This window comes from Azospirillum sp. TSH20 (assembly GCF_003115935.1).
GTDB lineage: Bacteria > Pseudomonadota > Alphaproteobacteria > Azospirillales > Azospirillaceae > Azospirillum.
Genome location: NZ_LGQU01000122.1, coordinates 1 through 15,944, shown reverse-complemented (window position 1 = coordinate 15,944; position 15,944 = coordinate 1). Strand labels below are relative to the sequence as shown.

The 15,944-nt window shown below is 67.4% G+C and carries 9 protein-coding genes; 3 read left to right on the top strand and 6 right to left on the bottom strand.

The genetic code is table 11. From position 1 onward, the window contains the following. Positions 1-87: 87 nt before the first annotated feature. Positions 88-1,539 (bottom strand): exopolysaccharide biosynthesis polyprenyl glycosylphosphotransferase, encoded by a 1,452-nt coding sequence (locus TSH20_RS29090; protein WP_109156404.1) that lies wholly within the window; start codon positions 1,537-1,539, stop codon positions 88-90. 823 nt (positions 1,540-2,362) lie between these two features. Here TSH20_RS29090 and TSH20_RS29085 point away from each other — a divergent pair. Together TSH20_RS29085 and TSH20_RS29080 are read left to right on the top strand one after the other, a co-directional pair. Further along, on the top strand, positions 2,363-3,853 hold the full coding sequence (locus TSH20_RS29085; RefSeq protein WP_109156405.1) for a hypothetical protein: 1,491 nt from the start codon (positions 2,363-2,365) through the stop codon (positions 3,851-3,853). Positions 3,854-3,907: 54 nt separating this feature from the next. Beyond that, positions 3,908-4,555: a serine acetyltransferase gene (locus TSH20_RS29080; protein ID WP_109156406.1), complete on the top strand. Its 648-nt coding sequence runs from the start codon at positions 3,908-3,910 to the stop codon at positions 4,553-4,555. Positions 4,556-4,639: 84 nt separating this feature from the next. On the opposite strand, the gene TSH20_RS29075 is transcribed toward TSH20_RS29080, so the two are convergent. The 5 genes from TSH20_RS29075 to TSH20_RS29055 all read right to left on the bottom strand — a co-directional run bounded on the left by TSH20_RS29075 (position 4,640) and on the right by TSH20_RS29055 (position 13,130). Further along, positions 4,640-7,159 carry a carbohydrate-binding domain-containing protein gene (locus tag TSH20_RS29075; RefSeq protein WP_109156407.1) on the bottom strand — a complete coding sequence of 840 codons (2,520 nt, stop codon included), beginning with the start codon at positions 7,157-7,159 and terminating at the stop codon, positions 4,640-4,642. Between the two features lie 221 nt (positions 7,160-7,380). Continuing rightward, positions 7,381-8,346 (bottom strand): class I SAM-dependent methyltransferase, encoded by a 966-nt coding sequence (locus tag TSH20_RS29070; protein ID WP_109156408.1) that lies wholly within the window; start codon positions 8,344-8,346, stop codon positions 7,381-7,383. Between the two features lie 160 nt (positions 8,347-8,506). After that, positions 8,507-9,730, bottom strand: coding sequence for an endo-1,4-beta-xylanase (locus tag TSH20_RS29065; RefSeq protein ID WP_247871377.1), 1,224 nt, complete (start codon positions 9,728-9,730; stop codon positions 8,507-8,509). Positions 9,731-9,947: 217 nt separating this feature from the next. Continuing rightward, positions 9,948-12,290: a polysaccharide biosynthesis tyrosine autokinase gene (locus tag TSH20_RS29060; protein ID WP_199231999.1), complete on the bottom strand. Its 2,343-nt coding sequence runs from the start codon at positions 12,288-12,290 to the stop codon at positions 9,948-9,950. 3 nt (positions 12,291-12,293) lie between these two features. Next, entirely contained in the window at positions 12,294-13,130 is an 837-nt protein-coding gene (locus TSH20_RS29055; protein WP_247871378.1) for a WecB/TagA/CpsF family glycosyltransferase, read from the bottom strand. A gap of 422 nt (positions 13,131-13,552) precedes the next feature. Here TSH20_RS29055 and TSH20_RS29050 point away from each other — a divergent pair, with 422 nt between their 5' ends. Continuing rightward, entirely contained in the window at positions 13,553-15,850 is a 2,298-nt protein-coding gene (locus tag TSH20_RS29050) for a helicase-related protein (protein WP_109156412.1), read from the top strand. The last annotated feature ends 94 nt before the right edge of the window (positions 15,851-15,944 follow it).

Genomic DNA, 15,944 nt, shown 5'->3' with positions numbered 1-15,944 from the left:
AGGAATGGAGCCGAATGGCCCCAATAAGAAGACCCCCGCGCGGGTGCGCGGGGGTCCGGCTGGCATTCAATTCGGGGGAGGGCCGGGTTACGACCCGTCGCCCTTCAGGACCATCACCGCGGTCTTGCACAGGATGAAGAAGTCGAACAGCAGGCCGCAGTTGCGGACATAGAAGACGTCCATCGCCACGCGTTCCTGGAAGGTGGTGCGGTGGCGTCCCGACACCTGCCAATAGCCGGTCAGGCCCGGACGGACGGTGCCGATCACCGCGGCGGAGTCACCCACCTCCGGCAGTTCCTTCGGCATGTAGGCGCGCGGGCCGATCAGGCTCATGTCGCCCATCAGGATGTTCCACAGCTGCGGCAGTTCGTCGAGCGAGGTCTTGCGCAGGAAACGGCCGAGCGGGGTGATGCGCGGGTCGACCGTCAGCTTGTGGTAGGTCATGTACTCTTCGCGGGCGACCGGGTCGTTCTCCAGCAGCTGCTGCAGCTGCTCCTCCGCATCGACATGCATGGAGCGGAACTTCAGCAGGTCGAAGGTCTGCTTGCCGCCGGCCCAGCGCTTCTGGCGGAACATCACCGGGCCGGGGCTGTCCAGCTTGATGGCGACGGCGAGACCCAGCATCAGCGGTGCCACCAGCACCAGCAGGATGGACGACAGCACGATGTCCATGGCGCGGCGGATGCGCAGGTAGCCGGTCGGCGGACGGACGCTGACGCGCAGGGCCAGCGAGCCGTGCAGGTTGTGATAGGTCGCGTCGACCGCGCTGACGTTGCCCTCGCCCAGCACGCAATAGACCTGGCGGAAGGGCAGGGTGCGCACGAGCCCGGTCAGGTCGCTGCCGTGGCGGCCCATGTCGGCGACGATGGCGGCGCTGGCCTGGCCGGCGACCGCGGGCGATTTGGCCAGCAGCTCCACCGGACCCATCACCGGCAGGCCGGCGACGCGGGTCTGCCACAGGCTGTCGTCGTCGTCGACGAAGCCGACCGGACGCATGCCGAGCCAGGGCAGGCGCTGCAGCTTCTCGGCGATGGCGGCGCCCTGCGGGCCGGCGCCGACGATCACCACCGGCGTGCGCCAGTCCAGTGCGCTGGACAGCAGCCCCTGGATCAGCAGCAGGTCGGCGACATAGGTGACCGCGAAGCCGAGCAGCGCGATCGACAGCGCCTCCACGAAGAAGGAGCGGAAGCCCTCCATCACGATGAAGGGAACGGCCAGCACGGCGCAGCACAGAAAGGCCGCCTGAAACGTCCGCCGCGTCCGTTCCATGTAGTCGAAGCGGCCCAGCGTGTAGATGCCGAACACCGACTTGACCAAGGGCACCAGCATCAGGCCGGTCACCAGCGACCGCTGCCACGCCGCGGCCTCCAGCGGCTCCGTCAGCGCGTCGGCGCCGAGGAAATGGTTGAGCGTCCACCCCACCAGGGCGAGGACCAGCCCGTCGGACAGTGCAAGCAGCAGCCCGGGGGCGATCGTCGGGATCGTCGCCTTTTTCGCCGAGGTCAGATCGATGACCACATCTGGGTCCAGTTTGCTCATCGCAGGTCCCGTGGTTGAAGGGAATGCCAGCCACCGCACGGCCATTCGTGCGGATGGTCGCTCGTCATCAGCGTCTCTTCGGATTCGGCCGGTCTTTACTTTGCTGCGCCGCCTCAATCTCAGCTGCGCATTTATGTAAAGATCGCTCTTTCATGATTTCGATCGGCCGATCCGCGGTTCGTTGAGGACGAATTAGGATGAGGAGGCTTGGCCAGCAACAGTGCATACGGGCGTTGATTTCGCGTCCGCGATACCACCCGGGTTTCAAAGGGTGCGGGTGCCCGAATATTTAAGGGGATACTTTCGGATGCCGTCCCCAGCGGGGATAGCGTTTCGGGTTAGCGGCAAGGTGGTGTCGCACCCCGGGCGGCACGTTCGATCCCCGCAATTTTTGGGTAGAGGCCGGTAACCTCTTCCCCGACCGGCCGGAACGGTGGGGCGCGAAGGGGGATGATCGCCGAACTTGCGGAGTGGGTCCGCCACCCGGATTTACCGAAGGGAACCGCCGGGCAATTCCGAGCGGGGGCGTGGCGCGAACGCACCCTTGCCTGTTGCGGGGCGTAGGAGGCAGCGTGCGGGCTCGCCGGAAAGCCTAATCGGAACGTCCTGGTTCTCTGGCCGAAGCCGTGGTGACTAGCACCGAAGAGTGCTGCGGTCGCTTCAAGGCCGAATTGACGCTTTCCCAGCCGCCGCCAAGATTTGGCGCGTTCTTTTTCCTTATCTGCGCCCGTGCAACCCACCCCATGCGACTTGGCGGACGCAGCGCTCCCCTCTCAGGCGGGACCGGGAAAAGAAGCGGACTATAAAGGGCGAAGGAAACCGGATGGCTCTCGAAGCTGGTACGATCATCAAACATGGCTGGATGTTCATGGTGGCGAACGTGGTCAACCGCGCCGCGGGACTGCTTCTGCTGCCGCTCTATACGAAGGTCCTGTCGCCGGCGGAGTTCGGCGTCTATGCCCTGATCAGCGTCGTGGGCGACATCGTCGCGGTCATGCTGATGATCGGGATGATCAACGCCTTCACCGTCGTCTATTTCGAACATGCGGACAACCGCGGCCGAAGCCGGGTGGTCAGCACCACCATGATCGGGCTTTGGGCGGCCTCGCTACTCCTGCTGGCGGTGGCGCTGCCGGCGGGATGGGGCGCCAGCCACCTGCTGTTCGGCGGCAGCGATCAGGCGCCGATCATCGCCTTCGCCTTCGCCGGCATCGCGTTCAGCGCCGTCTTCGAACTGGCGCTCGCCTATTACCGGGTCCACAAGCGGTCGGGCACCTGCCTGCTGATTTCCGTCGGCAAGGCGGTGGGGCTGATCGGCCTCAACCTCACCTTCCTGCTGGTGATGGACCTGGGCGTGACCGGCATCTTCCTGGCCAACGCCATCACCTTCGTCGGTCTGGGCATCGCGCTGACGGTGGCGATCCTGGGCGCGAACGGCGTCGGCTTCTCCTTCGGGATCCTGAAGCGAGTGACGGTGCTGGGCCTGCCCTTCATGCCGCAGACCATGCTGGACATGGGCAACCAGTTCGCCATGCGCTATCTGGTCAACCTGCTGATGGGCGTGGCGGCGGTGGGCGTGCTGTCCTTCGGGCTGCGGCTCGCCACCATGCTCTACATGTTCCTGACCGCCTCCTTCCTGCAGATCTGGTCGGTCAGCCGGATCGAGGCCCAGCACGACGTCGGCGACAACACCGCCGGACGCGAGCAGTCGGAATTCGTCTTCTATCTGTTCGTCGTCCTGCTGTCGGCGGCGGCGCTGGGCATGGCCCTGACCTCGCCGGAGGTGCTGTGGCTGATCGCGTCCAGCGAGTACGACACCGTGCTGCCCTGCATGCCGCTGCTAGTGCTGGCCTATGTGCTGCACGGCGTGCGCATGCATGCCGAGGTCGGGCTGGTGAAGACCAAGAAGGTCGGCGTCCTGCCGGCGATCTCGCTGGGCGGGCTCGCGGTGGGCACGGCGATCATGGGTGTGACGCTGGGGCCGCTCGGCCTGATGGGCGGTGCCGTCGGCGTGCTGGGGCGCGAGCTGGTGATGCTCTGCGCCACCGAGACGCTGTGCCGCCGCCTCAGCCCGAAGGAGCCGGCGCTCAGCATCCTGCGGGTGACGGGCATCCTGGCACCGGCCGCCATCGCCTATCTGGCCGGCCTCGCTCTGTTCGGGTTCGAGGTGAACCCCACCTTCGCCGCGGCCAAGGTCGGGCTGACCATGCTGTTCGCCGTCGTCACCCTCTTCGGGCCGAGCTTCGGCAAGACCGACCGCGCCATGCTGTTCCGCATGCTCGGCCGATTTTTTCGCCGGCCCCAAGCGGCCTAACAATCAGCCGAACGGTCGGCCTGACAACGATTGAACCGGGAGGATCCCACCGCGATGCAGGATGTTCCGCGCTACACATATCGGCAGACGGTCGCGGCGGACGCCATCCGCTACGGCGGCGGTTCCGGCCTCGGGGCGGTGCTGAAGCTGCTGGCGGGCAACCGCATGTTCCGGGTGACCTTCACCCTGCGCAGCTGCCAGGCGGCCGACCGGATGGGAGGGCCGCTGCGCAAGCCGCTGCTGGCCGCCTGCCGGCTGCTGCACCGCTGGACCCAGCATTCGGCCGCCATGGACCTGCCGTGGGAGACCCAGGTCGGACCCGGCCTGCGCATCCTGCACGGCTGGGGACTGGTGGTGAACGCCAACGCCCGCATCGGCGCCAACGTCACCCTGTTCCACGGCGTCACCCTGGGCCAGAAGGACGATCTGCTCCCCAGCGGCCGGGTGACCCATTACCCGGAGCTGGGCGATGGCGTCTGGGTCGGGCCGCATGCGGTGATCATCGGCGTCAGCGTCGGCGACGAGTGCATCGTCGCCGCGTCCTCCGTCGTCACCAAGCCGATGCCCCGGCGCACCGTCGTCGCCGGCAATCCGGGAAAGGCGGTGGCGGAGGTCAGCATTCCCGACATCCCGCATCCGGCCCCGGTCGGCACACTCTCCACCCATACGACCGCCGCACAGGCCTCGCCCGTTCCGGGCTGATCGCCGGACACAAAACAGAAAGGGGCCGGCAGCATCTGCCGGCCCCTTCCGTCGTCGTTACACCGGTTGCGGTGAAGCCGATCCTCAGGCCGCGTGGGCCATCGGGTCGTGCCACTCCATCCCGTGATAGGCGGTGTCGATGGCGGTGTGCGACAGGTCGGTGACCGAGCTGTCGATGCTGGCGACGGTGGCCGTCGGCAGGTCGCCGGCGGTCGTGTCGTTCGCGGCCGTCACGGTGTGGGCCAGCAGGTCGGCCGAGCTGAGCGAAGCGGCGGCGGCCTTGGCGGCGGCGTCGACGATGGTGCCGGTGCCGGTGGCGTCGGCCAGCGTCGCGGCGCTCGGGTTGGAGATCTTCAGGCTGAAGGTCTCGTTGCCTTCCGTCACGCTGTCGCTCAGCACCTTGACCGTCACGGTCTTGGCGGTTTCGCCGGCGGCGAAGGTCAGCTTGCCGCTGGTGGCGGTGTAGTCGGAGCCGGCCTTGGCCGTGCCGTCCACCGTGGAGTAGTCCACAGTGACCGGGCTGCTGGAGGCGGCCGACAGCTTGACCGTGAAGGTGGCGTTGGCGGTGTTGGCGGTGGTCGTCGGGGTATCGAAGACGGCGCCTTCCATGGCGGTCTTGATGATGTTGATCTTGCTCTGGTTGATGGTCTTGTAGTCGTCCATCAGGATGCCGCCGACGTCACCGGATTCCGGGGTCCAGGCCCAGAAGGTCCAGCTCATGCCCTTGTCGCCGGCCGCGATGTCGCTCTTGCCGTCCAGGTTCCAGTCGCCGTTCAGGTACTTGGCCATGGTCTTGGCCCAGGTCTGCTCGGCCGTGCTGCTGAACTGGCCGCCCCATTCGCCCAGCAGGATCGGCGCGGTGTCGTTCTTGTACAGATAGCCCCACATCTTGTCGTACTGGGCCGGCAGATTGTTCGGGTAGTTCGGATCGTTCAGCCAGCTGAACTGCCCGACGCTCTGGCCGTAGGCATGCGGCGAGTAGACGAGCTTGTTCGGCGTGTCGAAGTGGATCGGGCGGGACTGCGCACCGGCGAGCGTGCTGCTCCACTCCGTGCCTTCGACGAACAGCAGCCAGTCCTTGTTCACGCTCTGGATCGAGTTGCCGATGCGCTCGGCGGCCGAGGCCCAGTCGGTCGAGGCGTTGCCGCCCCAAGTGGCGCTGACGCTCGGCTCGTTGTGCAGATCGGCGCCGATGACGGTCTCGTTGCCGGCATAATGCTTGGCCAGCATCTTCCAGTTGGCGATCACCGTCGATTCCGGGTGGGCGCTGGTGTACCACAGCCCATGTTCGTTGGTGCCGGCGCCGCCGTCGTTGCGGTGGTGGTCGAGGATCACCTTCATGCCGAGCTTGCCGGCATAGTCGATGACCTTGTCATAGACCTGCAGGCGGGTCAGCCCGACCAGATCCGGGTTCTTGGAATAGTCGATGCCGTTGGTCACCGCGCTGCTGTCGAACATGGCGTCCGACATGGTCAGGCGGATGGTGTTGAAGCCGACCGACTTCATGTTTTCCAGGTGGTGCTGATAGCTGTCCACCCACAGGCCGGCGGGCACGTAGTTGTAGCCCTCGCCGCCGAACCAGTTCACGCCGGTCAGGCGGACGGTGTTGCCGGCCTCGTCGACGATCTGGTTGCCCTGTGTGTGCAGGAAGCCCTGGATGCCGCTGGACGACTGGCTGCCGGTCGGCTCCGTCACCGTCGCGTCGCTGACCGACAGGCTCGGCTGCGACGGGTTGGTGGGCGTGGTCGGGGTGGAGGTGCTGCCGCCGAACCAGGACTTGTCGGCCTTCACCTCCATGGTGCCGTTCCACCACATCGCCTTCTGGCCGGCGACGAGGTCCTTGCCGTCCAGCGCGCCCTTGTCAATCGACACGATGCTGTCGGTCGGGCTCACGGCATGGCCGCCGATGGTGATCTTGTTGACGTACAGGTTGCGGTCGACGCCGCCGACCACGCCGTCGTTGTCGTACTGGATCTGGACCTTGTGGGCGACGTCGGCGGCGACGTTCGCGTTGAAGGTGAAGTCCTTGGCGGCGGTGCCGGCCGTGCCTTCACCGATCTGCTTGCCGTCGACCAGGACCTTGAAGTGGGCGTTCACGCCGCCGGCCGCCGCGCCATACGCATTCACGACGATCGGCGTGCCGCCGGTGGTCGGGGTGGTCGGCGTCGTGGGGGTGGTCGGCGTGGTCGGGGTCCCGGCGGCGCTGGCGAACATGTCCTTGGACATGTTGAAATCGAGCGAGCCGCTCCAGGACAGCATTTCGCGGCCGGACAGGGTGCCCTGGCCGTCAGCGGCGTAGGAGACCGTCGAGCTGTTGGAAGCGATGGTCTTGCCGTTGACTTCGATCGACTTGACGATCAGGTCGCGGTACATGCCGGACTTGTCGGTGGACATCCAGTCGTTGTCGTACACGACCTGGACCTTGTGCGCGGCGTCGGGGGCCACCTTCGTGGTGAAGCTGTACCGCCCGGCGCTGGTGGAATTGACCGTCGCCTGGCCGACGGCCACGCCATCGACGAGGAACTTGAAGTGCGGCCAGACTCCTCCGGCAGCCACACCCGAGGCATTGACTACGAAGGTCGTATCGACGGGGCTCGTTGCCATTGGAAGCATCCTCTTTTCCGTGTTTTCGCTGGAGCCCAGACTGGCCGGAAAAGGTTAACGAGCTATTTCAAATTTTAGCGAAATGCGGCTCTAATGCCACTATCACTTGTGAAAAGAATGAGACACGAAAAACCCCTTTGTCGATGCATCGCAGCAACAAAGGGGTGATGTGTGGAGGCAACATATTGAACGGAAACGAAATTCCGTGGCCGCTTGCGGCGTCAGCGCGGTTTGTGCGCGACCAGGAACACCTCGGGACGGAACATATAGAGCTGACCTATCCTTCCGAGCTTGCGATTTAGGGTTAATGGCAGCAGTCCCAAAAATGCCTCAACCGCTCGCATGTAACCGAAATAGGCACGGCTGGCGAAATGCAGGTTCAGGTGGCGACGCACCGCCATCGGCACGACATAGACAGCCTCCACGCGGGCGAAGCCGGCCTCCCGCAGCATCGCCGCGGTCTCGCCCCAGCCATATTCGCGCAGATGCATGCAGACCGGCTCGTGCAGCCCGAACACCTCCGACAGGTCGGCGGGACCGGCGAACTTGTGCGGCATGCTCAGGACATATTTGCCGCCCGGCTTCAGGATGGTGTGGACGTTCGTCATGTGGGTGACGACGTCGTCAGGGTGCATGTGCTCCACCACATGGGTGGAGACCACGCTGTCATAGCGGCCGGCCGGCTCGAACTGGGCCAGATGCACACCGTCGCTGTTCTTCCAGGTGACGTTGGAGTCCTGTTCGATCCAACTGGCGCCGCGCTCGCGCGTCACCTCGGTGGCGACGCAGCGGTAGCCGTGGCGGGCGAGATAGCGCAGCAGCCGCGCCTTGCCCGATCCGACCTCGTAGACGTCCTGCGGCCCGCCCAGCAGGGTCAGGAAATGGCGGAAGTCCAGGTCGTCGTTGCGGGTGTGGGCATCGTCCTCCGCCTCGTTCAGCCAGGGGCAGCTGGTGTAGAGCGTGGTATAGGCCTTCTCGAAGGCATCCCAGCGCTCTTCCGGTTTGGTCTCGATCAGCTCGCGGGCAAGCCGCCGTTCCAGGGTCCAGTGGCGCTGCACCATCTCGATGGTCAGCGGACAGGACGGCGAGAGGTGGAACTTCCGCCGGTAGCGCTCGACGAGGGCGTCGTCGGTCCTCCGGTCGGCGGGCAGGCGATCCATCGGCAACGTGTCGGCTGTATTCTGCACGATCGACCTCTCCATCAGGGGGTGCCGGACGCAATGTGGGACTCTAATCGGGCATGGGGACGGACGCCCGCACGCGAAGGAGAAAAGGTGCGAACCTGTCGGAGGGGAAGATGATCGACACAGGCTTACCCCGCCTGCGCATCGCGCTTCCGTTGGCCCCTCAGCCCGACCGCACCCTGCCGGTGCGCGCCTTCTCCCGCAGCGTGTCCACCACCGCGGTGTAGAGCGGCAGCGGCCGGGAGTTCTCGTCATAGGGGGAGGGGTGGGGGTGCAGGTCGGGATGCTCCCGCGCGATGAAATTCAGGTCGGAGCGCAGGTGCCACCAGCACAGCTCCTCCACCCGCGCATTGTCCAGCATGTCGGCCAGATACTGGCGGGCCAGCTGGGCCATCGCCCGGTCCTTCTCCGCCCGCGACCAGGAGCGGGGAAGGCGCGTCTCGTCGACATCCATTTCCGTCAGATGGACGGCGAGGCCCAACTTGTCGACCGCGCGCAGGAACTTGCGCATGCCGGCGCTGTCATAGGGCTTGCCGCCGATCAGGTGGCTCTGCAGCCCGATGCCGTGGATCGGCACGCCGCGCTTCACCGCCCCGGACAGCCAGTCGAGCAGATAGGCGCGCTTGCGCTGCTGCCAGCCCTCGTCGATCTCGATGCCGAACTCGTTCAGCACCAGCTTCGCCTTGGGGAAAGCCTTGTGCACGTGGTGGAAGAAGGGGTCGAGCCATTCCGGCCCCTTCTCCGCCCCGCCGGCCGCCACCCACCACATGCCGCGGCGGAAGCCGTAGCGGTCCTGCTGGCGCGGGTGGCTTTCCGCCGTTTCCCAGAAGAAGACCTCGTTGGCGACGTCGATGCGGTAAAAGATGTCGCCGTAGCGCTGCCGCACCGCCTCGACCACGCCGGTGAAGCGCGGCCAGACATTCTCCTCGCTCAGCGTGCCCTCGGGCGAGAAATAAGCGCCTTCCGAGATGCCCAGTTCCGCCTGCCGGCCCGCCGGCAGCTTCATGTAGGGCGGCATGCCCATATGCTGCCAGATGATGGTGTGCCAGTTCGGCGTCGCGCCGATGCTGCGTGCCAGCTCAACCGCCGCGTCGAAGCGGCGCCAGTCGAAATTCCCGTCCGTATGCTGGAAGACTCCCCATTTTCCGCCGTTCTCCGGGGTGACGACATCGCATTCGCGCGCCATCAGCCGATCGAGCATGGGATCTTCCGGATCGACGAAATGATCGCGGGCGGCACCGTGGCGGATGCCCAGCGCCCTGCAGGCCTCGCGCAGAGTCACCGCCGGCTCCGCCGCCTCCGCGTGGCTTGCGGCGGCCTCCGCCGGGGCCGGGCCGCTGGCGCCCCGGCAGCTCGCCAGCACCGCGCCGGCAGCGGCGGTCCACATCAGATCGCGCCGGCTTGGACGCCATTCAGGGCGCCACTGGGTGCGCGATTTGGGAAAACCGGGCTTCGGACTCTCTGTCATGCGGAGGGGCTCTCTCTTCCGGATGGTGGGGCCGGTCGCGGGTTCCGGGCATGGAGAGACCCCTCCCTCCCGGACGCCGCAGCGTCGGTGAGGAAAGGGCCTCTGGTCGAAGGAGCTTCAGGTTGCCCTGCCTGCTTTACGGAGCGGTCCGCAGGGTGGTGTCGCCATAGTATTTCCGGGTCGCCACATAGCTGTTGTAGGGACCCTGGTAACCGCGCGAGGCCGCCTTCTTCAGGTTCACGTCGGTCATGACCGCGACGAACTTGGAGTGGTCGATCGGACCCAGGTCGGCGACCGCCTGCAGGTCGCTGGCCGTGGTGTGGCCCCAGCGGCTGACGAACATCACCTTCGACGCGGCGCCGCAGACGATGCGGGCATCCGACACGGCCAGCGCCGGGGCGGTGTCGAACACCACCAGATCGAAGTGCGGCGACAGGCCGGCCATCAGGTGGATCAGGCCGTCGACGTTGAAGCGGTCCAGCGTCTCCGACATCAGGCGGCCGGCCGGGATCATCGCATAGGGCGCGTCTTCGCTGTTGTGCACGATCTCGTCCAGGGTGGCGGTGCCGGAAATCCAGTCCGACAGGCCCTTCTTGGCCGACAGGTTGAACAGGCCGTCGATGCGCGAGCGGCGGAAGTCGGTGTCGACCACCACCACGCGGCGGCCGGCCTGCGCCGCGACCTGGGCGACGGCGAGGCTCATCGAGGTCTTGCCGTCCTGCGGGCGGGCCGAGGTGACGGCGATGGAGCCGACCGGACCCATATCCGCCAGATGGTTGCGGAACAGGGCGCGCATCGATTCCGCGAACAGCGAGAAGGGATGGTTCTGGAAGATCTGGTCCAGGCGGCCGCGGGTGCCGCGGGTGGAGTGGTGCGGGACGATGTGGACCGTGCCCACGCCCAGGATGCGGCGGACGGCGTCCGGGGTGCGGATGCGGCGCTGGAACAGCTCGATGCCGAAGACGATGAAGACGGCGACGGCGAGCGAGGCGAAGAAGCCGGCCAGCAGGAGCAGGACGCGGAAGGGACCCGACGGCTCATGCGGGACCTGCGGCGCCGAGACCAGCTTGACGGCGGTCGGGAAGGCGCGGTTGTCCTGCTGGGCCTGCACCTCTTCCAGACGGCCGAGCAGGCTGTCCAGCAACTGGCGCTTGGCCTGGGCCTCGGCCTCCAGCGTACGCAGCGGCACCGCTTCCTCGGCCATGGTCTGATAGCCGGATTCCAGCTTGGCGATCATCGACTTCAGGGCGTTTTCCTGCTCGACGGCGACGTTGGCCGCCTCGCGGACGCCGGCGATCTCGTGCCGGACCTCCTGCTGCAGCGAGGAGTTCGCTTCGTTCAGGCGGGCCTGCAGTTCCTGGATGCGCGGGTGCTTCGGACCATACTGGCGCGACAGCTGGGCCAGTTCGGTGGAGATCGAGGCGACCGTGGCGCGCAGCTGGGCGACGACCGGCGAGGCTAGGCTGCCGCCATTGCCGGAGCTGCGCTCCAGCGTCTGGGCCTGGGCGACGGCGCGGGCGCGGTTGGCCGCGGCTTCGGCCAGACGCAGGCGGGCCTGCTCAAGCTCGGTCGTGGCCATCAGGCCGTTGGTGCCGTTCTTGACGAGGCCGGCCTTGAAGCGGACGGCGTCGACCTTGGTGTCGGCCTCGGCCACTTCCTTGCGCAGGGTGCCGATGCGGTCTTCCAGCCAGGCGATGGCGCTGGTGGACAGGTCGCGGTCCATCTGCTGGCGGGTTTCCATGTAGCGATGGACGACGGTGTCGACCACCTTCTGGGCGATTTCCGGATCGCGCGAGGTGTAGCGGACCTGGATCACGCGCGACCGGCCGACGATGCCGACCTCCAGGTTGCGGCGGACGCGGTCCAGAACGCCGTCGATGCTGTCGGCGGCGCGGGTCTCGCGCAGGTGGGTGTCCTTGGTCATGTCGTCGCCATGGGCCAGGACAGCATCGACGAAGCCCGGCAGCTCGGGACCGAAGACGGCATGGGCCTGTTCGCGCGTCCAGGCGGTGGCGCGCTCGACGAAGGGCTTGCTGTCGTCGGACTGGACCGGCGGGTTGAATTCGGGGTTGGTGGCCAGCCCCAGATCGGCGATCGACTGGGTCAGCACCGCCGTCGACTTCAGGATTTCGATCTCGCTGAGGATCGCGCTGTCTTCCGGCGTGATCGCGTTCAGCGCCTGATCTTCCGCACGGACGACGCGGACCTGCCGGTTGTCGACCAGCAGAAGCGCTTCGGAAGTGTATTTGTCCTTCATCAGCGAGACGCCGAAGGCCGACAGCGCGGTCAGCGCCAGCACGATGGCGGCGATCAGCGTCTTGTGGGCCGCCAGCACCCGCAGGATGAAGCGGAAGTCGGGGCCCATCGCCGGAGCCGGACCGTCGAAATCGCGCGGCATGTGGTGGCCGGCCTGGGTGGGCCATGCCGGAGCCGGCGGGCCGCCCGGACCTCCGTTATTGATCTGGGGAAGATTTTCCACGTCTCAAAGCTCCTTCTGGATAGGCGACCGGCGGATCGTCGACTGGGAGATCCGGGGGGAGATCCGGGTGGAAGCGGGCGCTGCGGCGCCCGGTCCGCGGGTGCGGAGGGATGCGGCACGGCGAAGGCGGATGGTGCTCCAGGCGAAGCCGAAGGCACCGATGCAATAGCGGCGGAACAGGCGGCGGGGCTCCTGTGCCAGACGGAAGGCCCATTCCAGGCCGGAGCGCTGGACCGCTTCCGGGGCGCGCTTGAAGCGTCCGGCCAGGAAATCGACGATGGCGCCGCCGTTGATGATCAGCACCGGATGGTCCAGCGCGCGCTTCAGCTCCGTCGCGACCTCCTCCTGCTTGGGCATGCCCATGGCGAGCAGGATGACGTCGGGGCGGGTGGCCCGCGCCTGGGCGATGTAATGCTCCGTCGGATGGAAGCCGTGCTGCAGGTCGGCGTAGCGGTGCGGGGTGGCCGCTTCCAGAACGACGCGGGCACGGTCCAGCCACGGGGTGGCGGTGCCGTAAATGGCGACGCTGCGGGGGGGGAGCGATTTCAGCAGCAGCGGGATGAAGTCGGTGCCGTTCATGTTCAGGCCGGCCGGCATGCCCAGCACCGGCAGAACCGCCTGCAACCCGATCCCGTCGCGCAGCAGGACGTCCGACGAAGCGAAGGCGGCCAGCGCCGCGTCCGAGCCCATGCAGACGTTCAGGCCATGCGCGTTCAGGAAGGACAGCACCGTCGGACGGTCGACCGCGCCCAGATGGTCGATCAGGGCACGGCGCGCGCCGTCGTTCGAAATGCACCGCATGCGCTCGATCAGTTCCAGGACCTCACGAGGATTCGGCATGCGCATCTCCCAAGAAAAATTAATCGGAACAAAGCATTGACCGTTTCGCGACCGTTCTTGCGGCCGATCCGGCCTGGCCTGATGTCGGGCCTGTCCGCCGGGCGGCGGCGGCTAACCCGTTGGGGCCGGCCACCAAACCTGCGTGGCTCTATGTGGCCGGTCCTCCCCCCTTTTCGCACGGGCGAGATCGGCGAAAGGGCGACGGATTCGAATTAGCCCGGGCTTGCTCCCTTCGGGGGATTCGGCTTGCCGAATCGACCGGTCAGACCCATAAAGAGGGACCCCGGCCATAAAGAGAGACCCTGGCGCTCTATGGCTGTTGTCTGGGGGCAGAGCCATCCGCCCTGCCGGATCGGCCTCCCGGCCGAACCGCCCGGCCGAAGCGCTTGCATGACCGGGGCAATTCCAAGAAAAGACGATCCATGACCGACGACACCTCCGACAACGCCCGCTCCGGCCGCACCCCCGGCACCGCCGACGAATTCGACCGCCGCGATGCCTTGCGCGCGGTGGCCGCCGTGGTGCGCGGCGACGGGATCGAGGTGGATGCCGACAGCACCCCGGCGCGCTGGTCGGTCGCGGTCAACCACGTCGTCCAGATCCCCGGCACCGACCGCAAGCTGAAGCTGCGCTTCAAGGTGGCGCTCGGCCCGCTTCCGGACATCGAGGCCGACCTGTGGGGCCTGCTGACCATCGACGAAGGCTTCGGCCGGCCGCAGGCCAAGGCGCTGGGCAAGCGGGTGAAGGGCGCCTGCCTGTCCTCTCCCGCCATCGCCAAGGCGAAGGACCGGGTCGACGGCTGGTTCGCCTCGATGGCGCAGCGGGCGGCCGGCTTCGGCGAGTCCTGGCGGCCGAAGGGCTTCGCCGACGAGCTGGGCCGCGTCGTCGGCTTCGGCGGGCGGATTCCGCGCCTGCAGACCCTGCTCGACGCGATGGAGGAGGCGTTCTCCACCGCCGCCGCCCGCGCCGGCCTGAAGGTCCGGCGGGAGCGGCTGGAGAATGCGTCGGGCATGGGCGTCTATCTGGACAGCTTTGCCACCGCCCGCGCGATGATCCGCAAGCTGCGGCTTTACGTCGGCCCGACCAATTCGGGCAAGACCCACGCGGCGATGGACCGGCTGGCGGAGGCCGAGAGCGGCTGTTACCTCGCTCCCCTGCGTCTGCTGGCGCTGGAAGGGCAGGAGGCGCTGGAGACGCGCGGCCGGCCCTGCAGCCTCGTCACCGGCGAGGAGCGCGACGTGCGGCCCGGTGCCGCCTTCACCTCCTCCACCATCGAGATGGTGAACACCTCCAAGGTATGGGGCGCCTGCGTCATCGACGAGATCCAGATGATCGGCGATCCCGACCGCGGCTGGGCCTGGACCCAGGCGGTCGCCGGTGTCGCCGCTCCGGAAATCCTGATGACCGGCTCCGCCGACGCCATCCCCTACGTCAAGCGTCTGGCCGACGCGATGGGCGAGGAGTTGGAGGTCGTCGAATTCACCCGCAAGTCGCCGTTGCGCGTGCAGGAGGAGCGGGTGAAGCTGGAGGAGGTGAAGCCGGGTGACGCCCTGATCGCCTTCTCGCGCAAGGACGTGATGGCTCTGCGCCACGACCTGCTCGGCCGCAACCACAATGTCGCGGTGATCTACGGCGCCCTGTCGCCGGAGGTCCGTCGCGCCGAGGCGCGCCGTTTCCGCGAGGGCACCGCCGACGTTCTGGTGGCGACCGACGCCATCGGCATGGGGCTGAACCTGCCGGTCGCCCGCGTCGTTCTGTCCACCACCCGCAAATATGACGGGCGGGAGGAGCGCGAACTGAATGCCTCGGAGATCCGGCAGATCGGTGGCCGCGCCGGCCGCTTCGGCATGCATGAGGAAGGCCGCGTCGCGGTTCTGGAGGGGGAGAGCATCAACCCGGTGCGCCGGGCGCTGACCTCGCCGCCGGTGCCGCCGGAAGATCCGCGCTCGTGGATTTCGCCCAACCTCAGCCATGTCGAGGCCATTGCGCGGGAGCTGGACACCGACAGCCTCGCCAAGGTTCTGCGCACTGCGGGTCAGGAGCTGCTGCGCGCCAACCAGACCTTCCGCATGACCGATCTGGAACAGCGCATCCAGGCGGCAGCCGCGGTTGACCGCGCCAAGTTGCCGCTGGCGCAGCGCGACATGCTGGCCCGCTGCCCGATCGACACCCGCGACCAGAACAACCTGCGCCTTCTCGGTGGCTGGGCGGTCAACCAGGGCCGGGGCATCCCCAATGCCGCCCCCGACGCCGCCGAGCGCTTCCGCCACAGCGTCGGCACCGACGTGGAACTGGAAAAGGCCGAGCGCGCGGTGAAGGAACTGACCGCCTATGCGTGGCTGGCCTACCGCTTCCCCGATGCCTATCCCGAGATGGATTTGTGCCAGGAGCGCCGGGCGCACCTGAACGCCTTCATCGAGCGCACGCTCGCCGAGCGCTCGCTCGCCCGCGCCTGCCCGGTCTGCGGCGCGCGGCTGAAGGCCAACCATCGTTTCCGTGTCTGCGACAATTGCTACAGCAGCCGCGTCGAGGACCGCCGCGGTGGCCGTCGTGGCGGACCGGAGCGCGGCAACGGCGAGAAGCCGGGCGGCCACCCGCACCACTTCCATCATCCGGTGGCGAAGGAGGGCGGTCGCGACACCGGCCGGGGAGGTCCCCGCACCGGCCGTGGCCCGAAGCGGAAAAGCGCAATCCCCTCTCCCCCCCGGGGAGAGGGTTAGGGTGAGGGGGAAGCGCGACGGCCCTTCCCCAAGAATCCACCCCTGCATCCCCCCCCCCCCCCCCCCCCCCCCCCCGGGGGGGGGGGGGGGGTTT

Coding starts and splice junctions, on each gene's coding strand:
- TSH20_RS29090 (WP_109156404.1), bottom strand. CDS start 1,539: ATGAGCAAACTGGACCCAGATGTGGTCATCGATCTGACCTCGGCGAAA.
- TSH20_RS29085 (WP_109156405.1), top strand. CDS start 2,363: ATGGCTCTCGAAGCTGGTACGATCATCAAACATGGCTGGATGTTCATG.
- TSH20_RS29080 (WP_109156406.1), top strand. CDS start 3,908: ATGCAGGATGTTCCGCGCTACACATATCGGCAGACGGTCGCGGCGGAC.
- TSH20_RS29075 (WP_109156407.1), bottom strand. CDS start 7,159: ATGGCAACGAGCCCCGTCGATACGACCTTCGTAGTCAATGCCTCGGGT.
- TSH20_RS29065 (WP_247871377.1), bottom strand. CDS start 9,730: ATGTGGACCGCCGCTGCCGGCGCGGTGCTGGCGAGCTGCCGGGGCGCC.
- TSH20_RS29055 (WP_247871378.1), bottom strand. CDS start 13,130: ATGCCGAATCCTCGTGAGGTCCTGGAACTGATCGAGCGCATGCGGTGC.
- TSH20_RS29050 (WP_109156412.1), top strand. CDS start 13,553: ATGACCGACGACACCTCCGACAACGCCCGCTCCGGCCGCACCCCCGGC.